The 12694-nt window shown below is 44.8% G+C and carries 13 protein-coding genes and 2 tRNA genes; 4 read left to right on the forward strand and 11 right to left on the reverse strand.

From position 1 onward, the window contains the following. Positions 1 to 50: 50 nt before the first annotated feature. Positions 51 to 1745 (reverse strand): glutamine--tRNA ligase/YqeY domain fusion protein, encoded by a 1695-nt coding sequence (locus tag DW251_RS00340; protein ID WP_118299901.1) that lies wholly within the window; start codon positions 1743 to 1745, stop codon positions 51 to 53. 44 nt (positions 1746 to 1789) lie between these two features. After that, positions 1790 to 2161: a response regulator gene (locus tag DW251_RS00345; RefSeq protein WP_347474597.1), complete on the reverse strand. Its 372-nt coding sequence runs from the start codon at positions 2159 to 2161 to the stop codon at positions 1790 to 1792. Between the two features lie 213 nt (positions 2162 to 2374). Here DW251_RS00345 and DW251_RS18115 point away from each other — a divergent pair, with 213 nt between their 5' ends. The 4 genes from DW251_RS18115 to DW251_RS00360 all read left to right on the forward strand — a co-directional run bounded on the left by DW251_RS18115 (position 2375) and on the right by DW251_RS00360 (position 5806). After that, positions 2375 to 3463 carry a diguanylate cyclase gene (locus DW251_RS18115; RefSeq protein ID WP_243034826.1) on the forward strand — a complete coding sequence of 363 codons (1089 nt, stop codon included), beginning with the start codon at positions 2375 to 2377 and terminating at the stop codon, positions 3461 to 3463. Next, on the forward strand, positions 3411 to 5534 hold the full coding sequence (locus DW251_RS00350; protein WP_243034827.1) for an ATP-binding protein: 2124 nt from the start codon (positions 3411 to 3413) through the stop codon (positions 5532 to 5534). Before DW251_RS18115 ends, DW251_RS00350 begins: the two co-directional genes overlap by 53 nt. A 90-nt stretch (positions 5535 to 5624) precedes the next feature. Further along, positions 5625 to 5697, forward strand: a tRNA-Thr gene (locus DW251_RS00355). 36 nt (positions 5698 to 5733) lie between these two features. Continuing rightward, positions 5734 to 5806, forward strand: a tRNA-Thr gene (locus DW251_RS00360). A gap of 140 nt (positions 5807 to 5946) precedes the next feature. Here the strand turns inward: DW251_RS00360 and DW251_RS00365 are convergent. The 9 genes from DW251_RS00365 to DW251_RS00405 all read right to left on the reverse strand — a co-directional run bounded on the left by DW251_RS00365 (position 5947) and on the right by DW251_RS00405 (position 12667). Continuing rightward, positions 5947 to 6513 (reverse strand): flavodoxin family protein, encoded by a 567-nt coding sequence (locus DW251_RS00365; protein WP_118299903.1) that lies wholly within the window; start codon positions 6511 to 6513, stop codon positions 5947 to 5949. A gap of 65 nt (positions 6514 to 6578) precedes the next feature. After that, complete coding sequence (locus DW251_RS00370) at positions 6579 to 7523, reverse strand: L-lactate dehydrogenase (protein WP_118299904.1); 945 nt, start codon at positions 7521 to 7523, stop codon at positions 6579 to 6581. A 40-nt stretch (positions 7524 to 7563) separates the two neighbouring features. Then, positions 7564 to 8628 carry a PilT/PilU family type 4a pilus ATPase gene (locus DW251_RS00375; RefSeq protein WP_118299905.1) on the reverse strand — a complete coding sequence of 355 codons (1065 nt, stop codon included), beginning with the start codon at positions 8626 to 8628 and terminating at the stop codon, positions 7564 to 7566. A 54-nt stretch (positions 8629 to 8682) separates the two neighbouring features. After that, positions 8683 to 9147: a short-chain dehydrogenase gene (locus tag DW251_RS00380; protein WP_347474598.1), complete on the reverse strand. Its 465-nt coding sequence runs from the start codon at positions 9145 to 9147 to the stop codon at positions 8683 to 8685. Between the two features lie 73 nt (positions 9148 to 9220). Further along, positions 9221 to 9754 carry a hypothetical protein gene (locus DW251_RS00385; protein WP_118696870.1) on the reverse strand — a complete coding sequence of 178 codons (534 nt, stop codon included), beginning with the start codon at positions 9752 to 9754 and terminating at the stop codon, positions 9221 to 9223. Further along, positions 9747 to 10241, reverse strand: a complete 495-nt coding sequence (locus tag DW251_RS00390) for a DUF4860 domain-containing protein (RefSeq protein WP_021869760.1) — start codon at positions 10239 to 10241, stop codon at positions 9747 to 9749. Before DW251_RS00390 ends, DW251_RS00385 begins: the two co-directional genes overlap by 8 nt. Positions 10242 to 10260: 19 nt before the next feature. Then, a complete protein-coding gene (locus tag DW251_RS00395; protein ID WP_021869761.1) occupies positions 10261 to 10599 on the reverse strand; it encodes a hypothetical protein in 339 nt (112 codons plus the stop codon). 46 nt (positions 10600 to 10645) lie between these two features. Beyond that, complete coding sequence (locus DW251_RS00400; protein WP_118299908.1) at positions 10646 to 11719, reverse strand: type II secretion system F family protein; 1074 nt, start codon at positions 11717 to 11719, stop codon at positions 10646 to 10648. A gap of 45 nt (positions 11720 to 11764) precedes the next feature. Further along, on the reverse strand, positions 11765 to 12667 hold the full coding sequence (locus tag DW251_RS00405; protein ID WP_347474599.1) for a transglutaminase-like domain-containing protein: 903 nt from the start codon (positions 12665 to 12667) through the stop codon (positions 11765 to 11767). Between the last annotated feature and the right edge of the window lie 27 nt (positions 12668 to 12694).

Genomic DNA, 12694 nt, shown 5'->3' on the forward strand with positions numbered 1-12694 from the left:
TGAAAAAGGCTCTCTGTTTCCAGAGAGCCTCATTGCTTTGCTTCACTTCATTATTTCGGCAGTTTGAAAGAACTCTTCAGTGAAACGATCCGGTTAAATACAGGATTTTCCTTGGTGCTGTCCTTGCAGTCTGCACAGAAATAACCATTTCTTACAAACTGGAAGCTGTCATAAGCCTCCGCCTGTGCAAGAGCAGGTTCACCGTAGCACTCCTTTAATACAGTAAGGGAATTTGGATTTAAGTTCAGGGTTCCGTCTGCATTCAGCTTACCCTTTTCCTCATCTACGATATTTTCATAGAGACGGCACTCGATCTTCTTTGCAGTTGGTACAGCTACCCAGTGGATGGTACCTTTTACCTTTCTGCCTTCAAAGCCGGAACCACTCTTTGTCTCAGGATCATAAGTTCCGTGTACTACAGTTACATTGCCATTTTCATCTTTTTCGCAGCCAGTGCATTTTACGAAATAAGCGCCCATAAGACGTACTTCGTTTCCTGGGAACATACGGAAATATTTCTTAGGCGGCTCTTCCATAAAGTCTTCTCTTTCGATATAAACTTCACGGGAGAATGGAACCTTTCTGCTTCCCAGTTCCGGATTTTCCAGGTTGTTTGGAACATCCAGTTCTTCTACCTGTCCTTCCGGATAGTTGTCGATCACCAGTTTTACAGGATCTAACACTGCCATCATACGTGATTTCTTCAGTTTTAAGTCTTCACGGATGCAGTACTCAAGCATTGCATAGTCAACAGAGCTGTTTGCCTTTGACACGCCAACTAACTCTACAAAACGCTTGATGGACTCCGGTGTATAACCTCTTCTTCGCAGTGCAGCGATGGATACCAGACGAGGATCATCCCAACCGTCTACAATTCCGTCTTCTACCAGCTTCTTGATATAACGCTTACCTGTAACCACGTTGGTCAGGTACAGCTTTGCAAACTCGATCTGACGAGGTGGATTTTCAAATTCGCACTCTCTTACTACCCAGTCATACAGAGGACGGTGATCCTCAAATTCCAGGGTACAGATGGAATGGGTAATGTGCTCTACCGCATCCTCGATCGGATGAGCGAAGTCATACATCGGATAGATGCACCATTTATCACCTGTATTGTGATGATGCATATGAGCTACACGGTAGATGACAGGGTCTCTCATGTTGATGTTAGGGGAAGCCATATCGATTTTTGCGCGAAGAACCTTCTCGCCGTCCTGATACTTGCCTTCCTTCATCTCCTCAAAGAGACGCAGGTTCTCTTCGATGGAACGGTTTCTGTATGGGCTTTCCTTACCTGGTGTATTGAAATCGCCTCTGTACTCTCTGATCTGTTCAGCGCTTAAATCGCAGACAAAGGCTTTTCCCTTCTTAATAAGGAAAACAGCACACTCATACATTTTTTCAAAATAGTTGGAAGCAAAGAACAGTCTGTCCTCAAAATCTGCTCCTAACCACTTTACGTCTGCCATAATGGACTCAACAAACTCTGTTTTTTCCTTGGTTGGGTTTGTATCATCAAAACGCAGGTTAAACTTGCCATTATATTTCTGTGCCAGTCCATAGTTTAAAAGAATAGACTTGGCATGTCCGATATGCAGATAGCCATTTGGTTCCGGTGGAAAACGGGTCTGTACATGGTCATAAACGCCTTCTGCCAGGTCCTTATCGATTTCCTGCTCTATAAAGTTCTTAGAAACCAGCTCTTTTTCTTCGGTTTCTACTACAATGTCTTTCTCTGCCATAACTGCTCCTCCGTGATCTGTCGTCATAGTTATTTAAAATAATATCACACTTTCCGGTTATAGTAAAGCCGCAGCTTTGCGATCATTTTCTCTGAATTTAGTGGTTTTGCTAGATGTTCCGTCATTCCGGCCTCCTTGCAGCGCTTTCTGTCATCGGAAAAAGCATTGGCTGTCATTGCAAAAATAGGGATCTGCACTGCATCCGGGCGTTCCATTTTCCGGATGATCCTTGTTGCCTCCAGTCCGTCCATGACGGGCATCATCACATCCATTAAAATAAAATCAAACTCTCCCTGTTCGGAAGCCTTAAATATTTCCACTGCTTCTTTTCCGTTCTCTGCATTGACAACTGTGATCCCTGTATGCTCTAAGATAAACTGGGCAATTTCCCGGTTCAGCTCATTATCCTCTACCAACTGACATCCTCTACAGGATCCGGATCTTCCAATACCAGGATCAGTCCCCATTTATCAACTGCCAAGTCATACTTTTTTATTATTACAAGTGTAACATGAGGGGCATAAAATATCAAGTTTGTACCTGCTTTGTAACCACATATTTTCATTCTTGGCAAGAAATAGAAAATAGAATAAAATGGTTACAAAACAGTGGAATGGAGTTATATGAAAATGAAATCAGAAACCATGCCTAAAAAGAAAAAATCCTACCTGTCACGGCTTGGCATGACACTTTTAACTATACTGCTGATCGTTCTTTTCATTTTTATCATGTCCCTGGTAAGTAAGATCCAGGGTACTGCCAGAGTGGTCAATTATGCCGGTCTGGTCCGTGGAAAGACCCAGCGTATTATTAAATTGGAGATCTCCGGAAGCCCCCAGGATGAAATGATCGCTGATATTGATGCCTTTATTGACGGTCTGGAAAACGGAAGCAGTCAGTTAAACCTGGTGCGCTTAGATGATCCTGACTTTCAGGCCAAAATGAAAGAACTGGATGCCTATTTTTCCCAGTTAAAAGAAGAGGTCGCCCAAGTCCGTATGAGGGATTACCGTAAAACAGATATTATCGCCAAAAGTGAGCGTTTTTTCAATATCTGCGACGAAGCTACCGGCCTTGCAGAAGTTTACTCCCAGAAAAAGGCCACACAGTTAAACCAGTTGGAAAAGATCGTATTTGCGGATATTGCAGGCCTTCTTATCCTGATCGGTGCAGAGCTGGTAAAAACCCTTCGGTATGCTGCTTTAAACCGCCTGCTCCAAAGCAAGGTATATTTAGACGAAGCCACCGGCCTTCCCAACAAAAATAAATGTGAGGAACTTTTAAATGCACCGAAACCTGTACCTGCAGATGCTTTTGCAGCAGTATGCGTCTTCGACTTAAATAACCTTCGTATCATCAACAATACCATGGGACATGAAATGGGAGACGCCTATATCCGTTCCTTTGCTGACCAGCTGTATCAGGCGATCCCTGATGACCAGTTTGCAGGAAGAGATGGCGGTGATGAATTTATTGCCATTATAAAAGATACAGAAAGCAGTGCTTTCCATGCTTTTCTTTTTAAGTTGAAACAGCTGTGTGCAGACTATTCCCGTCTCCATCCAGATATGCCTATCAGCTATGCAGCCGGATATGCCACTTCGGAAGATTTTGAGGGAAGTACCCTTCGGGAACTGTTCCGGTACGCAGATAAAAATATGTACATTGACAAAAACCGGGCAAAACTGGAGGAAGCGGCAAAAGAAACTGCATCTTGAGCTGCTTTCTTCCATCCGTTCTCAGGGTTTCCATTTTTCCGACTGTATCTACTGTGACGCCCTGACGGATCAGTATAAGGTACTGCGTGCCAGCTCCGATTTCTTCTTAGCAGATGACGGAAGCTACTCCGGTGCAGTGGAACAGATCCTTTCCCAGGTTTCTGCAACCGAAAATATCAAAGCACTGCGAAAGCAGCTGCAGTTGGAAACTTTAAATGAAAAACTGATGGAGAACAATTCCCCCATCCGCCTGTTCTGTCAGTATACTGCCAACGGTATTTCCCACAAAGGCCGTCTGACTTTGCTTTATTTAGATGCCAATGCAAGCGGGCAGCTTCATCATTTTATCCTTGGCTTTGAAATTTTCCAAAATATGGAAAATACTAAAACAGATGAGAAAACACAGTTAAATCAGTATTACGAGCAGATGAAGCAGTCTATCCTTGAAAATGGGAATTATGTGGACGCGCTTTTAGAGTCTGCGCAGGCTGTCTATTCTGTAGACCTGACAGGGGACCGGTTGGAAAAAATCTTCTATCACACAACGGAATGCGAATTTGACCTGAACATAAAATTTCCCTGTTCTTATGATGAATACTGTTTAAACCGCAGTCGTTTTGTTACGGAAGATACCCAGGAAAATTACCGCATTGTGGACTCTTCTGCGAAACTTTTAGAGCGTTTCCGCTCCGGTACCAAGCAGGTTACCGTAGAATACAGGGAACAAAATGAAAACGGAGAAATTTTCTGGCTGCAAAAAACAGTGCTTATGTCACAGGATACGGTTTATAACAGTGAAACCGGAAAAGAAAGCACTGTGATCCATGGTATGATCCTGTTTAAAAACACTTCTGTCTTCCATGAAAAAGAACAGCAGGAAAGAGAACGGCTCCAGGTAGCCTTTGAGGAAGCCGACTCTGCCAGTAAAGCAAAAACCGAGTTTTTAAACCGTATGAGTCATGACATCCGCACCCCTATCAACGGTATTATGGGAATGCTTGAGATCATACGCAAAAACAGGGAGGACCACGCGCGGGTAGATGACAGCTTAGAGAAGATCTACGTTTCTTCCAGCCATCTCCTTGCTCTGGTAAATGACGTTTTAGATATGAGCAAGTTAGAGTCGAGACAGGCTGTTTTTAAGCCTGTAGATTTTGACTTATCCCAACTGATGCGGGATGTTTCCTATCTGGTAAAAGCCCAGATCATGGAAATGGGACTGACACACCGGACACACCGGCAAAATATCCAGCATGTGCTCCTCTCCGGCTATCCCCTGCAGCTGCGCCAGATCATGTTAAATCTTTTCAGCAATGCCATCAAGTATAATAAAAAAGGCGGTTTTATTGATACCGGCGCAAAAGAGATCTCTTTTGACGGAACAACCGTCGTTTATGAATTTTTCATTTCCGACACTGGCATCGGCATGAGCGAAGCATTTTTAAAGAACCAGCTTTTCGAGCCATTTTCACAGGAAAAATCAGATGCCCGCACACAGTACAAGGGAACCGGCCTTGGAATGTCTATTGTAAAGGGTCTGATCCGGCAGATGAATGGTTCGATAGAAGTAGAGAGCAGCCCTGGAGAAGGCACTACTTTTACTTTCCGTCTTCCTTTCCGACTTGCAAAAGAAGAGGCAAATGATGCAAAGGCTGATACGGCGTCCGAAACTGGAAAAGAACTGGAAGGGATCCATGTACTTTTAGTAGAGGATAATGAGATCAATATGGAGATCGCAGAGTTCTACCTGACAGACCGCGGTGCCACCTTAGATAAGGCATGGAACGGAAAAGAGGCTCTGGAACAGTTTGAGCGGTCACCGGAAGGAACCTACGATATTATCCTTATGGATGTGATGATGCCTGTTATGAACGGACTGGAAGCGTCCAAGCAGATACGTTCCCTTTCCCGTCCTGACGGAAATATGATCCCCATCCTTGCCATGACTGCCCAGGATGCCATCAGTGTTTCCAGCCAGTGCCGCCAGTATGGAATGGATGATTATGTGTTAAAACCAGCGGATCCGGAGCAGTTAACAAAGATGATCTTAAAGTACGTAAAAACGATATAAAAAAATATTTAACTTTTTTTCATTTTACTGTTGACAAATACTATTCCCCATGATAGTATATACGAGGTTCGCTTCTGACGAACAGAAAACGCTGCTGTGGCTCAGTCGGTAGAGCGTCGCATTGGTAGTGCGGAGGTCACGGGTCCGATTCCCGTCAGCAGCTTTTCATCTCATCAGAACCGGCAAATTTCATATAGTTGCTGCTGTGGCTCAGTCGGTAGAGCGTCGCATTGGTAGTGCGGAGGTCACGGGTCCGATTCCCGTCAGCAGCTTAGAAAAGGGTGGAAGCTTTTGGAATGCCAAGGGTTTCTGCTTTTTTGTTTTTGTCATTCAATTGAAAAGTGCTGCAATTAATTTGGGGAGATGAACCATATCGGTTCCATCTCCCTGAACTTATTTTTCATATGATCAATTACCGGATAAAATTAGTCTTAATCTTATCTTCTGCTGTAGGAACAGCTACACCGTTTTTCTTTCCTGCTTCAATACACTTTAACAGCCATGCCATGTTCTTTCCAAGGACACGCATGATCTGAACGCCTTCTTCGTCTTTCATTACTTCTTCCGGTGTGTTTCCGTGTACCATGTTCCAGTAGCAGGATGATACAACAGGCATCTGGTGATAGGAGAAGTATTTGGTGAGTACATCTAAGGTTGCAGTGGTTCCGGCTCTTCTGGCGGATGCTACGGCTGCTGCTGGCTTATAGAGCATATCTTTTCCTGCTACAGATGCCAAACGGTCCATAAATTCGATGATCTGGCCGCTTGGAGATGCCCAGTAAACAGGAGAGCCTACCACTAATGCGTCAGAGTCTTTTAACTTGGCTGCTGCTGCCTTTACATTTTCCATATCCGGATCACCAGCCTGGAACACTTCTGCGTCAATGCCTTCTGCCTTTAAAGCATCAGCTACTACATTCAGTGCTGTATAAGTACAGCCGTTCTTTCTTGGACTTCCGTTTAATAATAAAACTTTCATTTCTTTTCCTCCTCATGTATATATTCATCCTGAACCAGTCCGCACAGGCGGGTAAACAGGCTTAACTACAAGATACCCTCATAGCCTTCTCTTAGTATATCACAAGATTCGTTAAATTTCTCTTTTTCTTCCTCTGTAAGTGACAACGGCAGGATCCGCTGTACTCCGTTCTGATTGATAATGCAGGGAACACCGGCAAATACATCCATCTGGTCATATTCTCCCCTGAGCATGGCCGAAACAGTGAGAACGCTGTGTTCATCTCCCAGAATGGCTTTTGTGATACGGGTCAGAGCCATACCGATCCCGTAATACGTAGCTTTCTTTGCCTCTATGATCTTATAGGCAGCTGTACGCACCTCTTCTTCAATACGAAGTAAATGGGCCGTTAAAGAAGACTCTAGCTCCCAGTCCAGCTGGGAAATGGATTTCGTTGCCAGAAAAGCCTGACTCCAGGGAACAAATTCACTGTCTCCATGTTCTCCCATTACATAAGCATGAATATTCCTTGGATCCACTCCCAGATATTCCCCTAAGAGATAACGGAGCCTGGCCGTATCAAGGGCTGTACCGCTTCCCAATACCCTTCTTGGATTAAAGCCGGAAAGGGCGCAGGTGATCCGTGTCATAATATCCACCGGATTGGTAGCCACCAGAAAGATCCCGTTAAATCCGGAAGCAGTTACCGGCTCTATAATCGAACGAAATACCTGTGTGTTCCGCTTTAACAGATCCAGCCTGGTTTCTCCCTGCTTCTGGGCCACTCCTGCTGCGATCAATACCAGGTCTGCATCCTGGCAGCTTTCATAGTCCCCGGCATAGATCTTCATACTGGAACCGGCAAAAGCAAGCCCATGGTTTAAGTCCATGGCTTCCCCTTCTGCCCGCTTTTTATCTACATCGATCAGTACCAGTTCATCACATACGGACTGATTTAAAAGGCAGTATGCATAACTCATTCCCACCATTCCGGTACCTACGATCACGATCTTTCTTTTATCTGTTTTCATGAAAGCTCCTTTCTGAATCAGTCAGCAAAGGATACTTTTCCTACAGTCTTGCTATTTTTTTCTCCATCAGCTCTGTATTGCTGCTGTAGATGATAGCGGTATCCTTGCTGATCACATTTTGTCTGTAAAGAGCAAGGAGGCTGTTATCCATAGATATCATTCCCTCTTCCTGGGAGGTAGCGATAATACCGTCGATCTGGTGGGTCTTGGACTCACGGATCATGTTACGGATGGCATTATTTAAAAACATGATCTCAAAAACAGGACGTTCCCCGCCATCTAAGGTAGGCACCAGCTGCTGACAGATCACTGCATCTAACACCATGGAAAGCTGGGTCCGGATCTGCTGCTGCTGATTGGGCGGAAAGGCATCGATCACACGATCAATGGTATTGGCCGCCCCTAACGTATGAAGGGTAGAAAGGATCAGATGTCCTGTTTCTGCTGCTGTCATGGCAATACTGATGGTCTCATGATCACGCATTTCCCCAAGAAGGATCACATCCGGTGCCTGCCGCAAGGAAGCACGCAGTCCGGAAACATAACTGTCCGTATCCGTTGCAACCTCACGCTGGGTAACCACGCTTTTTTTATGCCTGTGAAGATACTCAATAGGATCTTCCAACGTGATCACATGGGCATTGCGGGTTTTATTGATCTCATCAATAATACAGGCAAGAGTGGTGCTTTTACCGCTGCCTGCAGACCCTGTTACAAGAACCATTCCCCTGGTAAGTTTTGAAATCCCCATGATCACATCCGGAAGTTTTAACTGACCTGGATCAGGAAGTTCAAACCGCACAACCCGGATCACTGCTGCCAGGGAACCTCTCTGGCGGAAAACATTCGCCCTGAACCTGGACACTCCGGGAATGGCAAAGGAAAAATCATCATCCCCATGACTTAACACCCGCTCCATACTGCGGTTCTTTGCAATTTCATAGATTCTTGTGATCATCTGGTCCAGCTGGTCCGGCATGATCTTTTCCTCGCCCTGGCAGATGATCCGCCCACCGATCTTATATGAAAAAGGCATACCAGGAACCAGAAATATATCCGCTGCATTCTGTTCCACAGCCTGTGTAAGAAGTTCCATTACCTCCATTACTCTTCCTCCCGTTATCATTCCCGTTTTTCCTGCTTTTAACCCCGGCAGTTCTTACTTTCCATCCCATACAGGCATAAAATCATCGATCTCATAATTTCCGCTGTCATATACATACCAGGATCTCACTTCGTATCTGTTTTCATCTCCCGTAAGAGCCAGATCAATATGAAGTGCCTGTCCCCGGTCCATGGAAATATCCGTACTGACAAAGCCTGTTTCCTCATCTGCATCACAGCCAAGTTCCAACGCCATTTTCTTTGCAAGAGCCTGGATCTCTTCCTGGTCCATTGCTTTTTTCGTCATCTCTTTCTGCAAAATGGCATCTGCCTGCTTTAGCCATTTTTCCCCTTCTGCGTCTGCCCGGTAATACTCTGTCACAGCACGGGCACTTCTGGCTGCCAGACTCTGGTCTCCTCTGGCGCTGCTTAAAGAAAGAAGACTGAAAGTAGCCAGACACAGGATAATGAATATAAGGATCAGGGAAGTCAGACCTATATTTATTTTGTGTTTTGACATTTGTCCGGCCATTCTCCCACCTGCTTTCTATCGTATTCTCTATAGTATCCTTCCTTTTCAGGAACGCCTGCGATCATGGTTTCACATACTGTTCTGCAAAAAGATGGTAGATCTTATATCCCTGGTCACCATAAGTTCCATATCCAAAGATAACTACTGCGATTTCTTTCATCTGATCCTTAACACCTGTAGTGATCAGCCCTACGTAAGCCAGTTTTTTCCCATTTTTTTCCAGTTCTTTTGTATCAGGGTAACTGTTCCATTCTTTATCCCACAGGATCTGATAATTCCGGACCTCTCCGCCATCTTTTATATACTGATATACAGCCTTTGCCTCCGGATCTTTTGTCTTCCAGTTTTCAAAGACTGTTCCAAAGACTTCATCTGGCTCATAGGTTCCAAAATCCCCTGTATTTCCAACTTTTACTCTTTCCACCAGACTTTCAGCAGCTAAAACTCCATGGTTAACATCCTGCCCGACTCTGCTTAAATGATCTGCCATTACAAAAGCAGACACGCATACAGCCACACAAAGCATAAAAAATCCGGCAGCGATCACCATTTCCATTAAAAATGGCCCGGAACCTGATCCTCTATTCCTACTCATCTGCCCCATTTCCTCCGCTTCTTAATGAAAGTTCCAGTCTTCCTCCACCGGATCCCAGAGTCTGCAGTTTCACAGAGTTTCCATCTTTTTCCATGGAAAGCCCGTCACATTCCAAGATCTCCAGTCCATCCTCCAGCCCCAGTCCACTGTTTTCATCTGTAAACAATTCCCGGATCTGTCCATCTTTCCAGTAGATCCAGGTATGGTACATCTCGTCCCCTACCTTCTGCTTCAACTGTAAAACAGGCGTTCCATCAACTTCTATTATATCCACTGCATCTTCTCTGTCACCCTGGCGTATCTTATTGGCAATATAACTTAAAGCCGTTGTACCTGAAAAATTTTCATCACTGCGTTTTGTGATGTTTTCATATACCCGGCTTCCCATAAGAACAGAAAAAAGGGCGCATAAAACAAAGACCAGAAACAGAAGCATGGTAAAAAGCCCGCTTATGGCCTGTCCCCCTGTCTGTGTTCTTTCTTTCATCTGTTTGCGTCCTCCTTAATCACTCCTGCTCTACCGGGATTACTGTGATCTCCGGCATGATATTAGAAGCAAAACCGTCATAAAAAACATTGTATTTATCATGGTCGATCTGGATCCCGTAATTTTCCTCCAGATACTCCACACTGGGCGGATACCTGCCCTCAATGGCATAACACTGTATGCAGGCTCTTGTAATGGCTTTTCTCAGTGTTTCCTGACTTCTCTGACCGGTCCTGTTTAAAAAGCCAAGGGAACCGGCCCCAAACGCTGCTGCCGCCGCCAAAAACAGCAAAAAGGATAACAGGAGTCCTCTAAACTCCCCTTTATCCTCTTTGTCTTTTCTCACTCTTATTTTCATAGGATCCCTCCGGTCTGAACCTTTCTGTCTTCCCTCATGCCTTCTGTCAGATTGCTGAAAGCACACCTGCAAGAGGAAGCATAACGGAAAGCAGTACCAGACCTACAGAAACTGCCAGCACTGCCACGATGGTCGGTTCAAATCTTGCGATCATATTGTCAATGGCTGTGTCTGCGATCTCTTCGTAATCATTTGAAATTTCTTCCATAACACTGTCAAGATGACCGCTTCTGGTTCCCACTTTGATCATCTGGATATAGAAACCGGAAAACATACCTGTTTCCTTTAAAGCCTCATAATAGCTTTCTCCCAGCTCCAGCTTTTCTTCGCATTTCTTTACCTGTTCTGCAATGCAATCATTTTCTGCCAGCTCTCCTGCCAGTTCCAGACCCTTTTCAAATTCAAGTCCGCTTCTTAAAGTAAGGGATAAGACAGATGTAAAACGCCTTTTTGCAATCGCATGGGCAATCTTACTGCGGTTTTTGATCTCTGTGGTGATCTTATCAGCGATCCCGATGCGGATCCCCATTTTAGAAGCAGCAGCAACCCCTGCCATAACTACAGCTATAACGGCTGACAGGACCAGTGCAGCACCACTGAATGTACCCCCCAGCCGGATAGCTGACTGGGCTACCGGTGACATCTCCGCCCCTAACTGTTCATACACTTTTGAAAAAATAGGCATTACCTTTACAAACAGCACAAACAGTACCACTAACAGCATAAGGATCATCATAGCCGGATACCTTACTGCATTTTTCAGTGTCTTGATAAGGCGGTCCTCTTTTTCATAGTAATCAGACAACGACTTCATCATCTGATCCAGGGTACCTGTTTCCTGTCCCAGTTTTGCCATGCGGATCACGTAATCAGGAAAAACTCCTGTATCTTTAAAGATCTTAAAGCAGGGATCTCCCAGTTCCGCTCCCTCTGACATATACAAAAGCATCTGCCGCTCTTTTTCATCTGCAGCATCCTCTGCCATAATAGAAAATCCTTCATCTAAAGGCACTGCTGCTTCCAGAAGCAGAGAGACCTGCAGGCAGAAAGCGGACAGTTCACTGCAGGAATATGGCTTCCACTGTCTGCTTTTTTCTTCCTTCTTTTCAAGATCTGCCATTGTCTTTCCTACTTTCCTCTGTGACGCTACTGTAATGCGATCAGTCTAATAGCTGTATTTAGCCTTATAATTAGAACCATTTCCAATATACTGCATGATCTCCCGGCTCTGCTTTCCGGAAGAAGCAAAGGTGGGATCCATCAGTTTCCAGTCATGTCCATCAAAATAGATCACGTTGTCTACCCATCCCTGGCCATCCAGATATACATTGATCCATGCATGATAAAGGCTTCCTGTATATCCCACAACCAGCTTGGTTGGTATATTCTGGGAACGCAGCATGGCTGTCATTAAGGCAGCATAATCAAAGCAGATCCCCGTATGCTGTGCAAGAACCACATCTACATTTGGAAGATAACCAGACTGTACAGACTGTGCTTTTGCTGTATCATAAGTCAGGTTATTGATCACATAGTTGTAAATAGCAGTAACCACTCCGATCTGGTCTGCGGCCCCTGCTGAAAGTTCTGCGCCTTTCTGGACCGCTGCACTGGCCGGATTAAAGTTCACATACTGGTTTGGATACAGAAACGGTCCGAAAGTATCTGTGATATCCACATTCAGGCTCTGGCTGAATGCCTGGGAATACTGGGTTCCCTGGATATTTTCAAATACTTTTACCTGATAGGTTCCATTTCCCTCTGATAACGGAAATACCTCATAGGTACCGCTGCTGTTCAGATCATAGGTATAGGTTTCTGAACCGCTTTTTGACACCTGTACTTTGATCTTTCCCACACTGCCTGTATATTTTACCATGATATAACCGGACGCTGTATTGGACGCATCCAGGGTTGCTTTATCATTTTTGTATACAGTAGCACCGGAGGCAATGGGTGTAAGTACATGGGCCTCTGCTGCCAGTCCTGTTACCAGACCGGTCTGACCTGCTGTCATCATAATTGCTGCCGCCAGTAAAACGGATAGGATCTTCTTTGTTTTTTTCACTGCCTGTTCAACTCCTTGTACTTTCGC

This window comes from Clostridium sp. AM22-11AC (genome assembly GCF_003473545.1).
GTDB lineage: Bacteria > Bacillota > Clostridia > Lachnospirales > Lachnospiraceae > Enterocloster.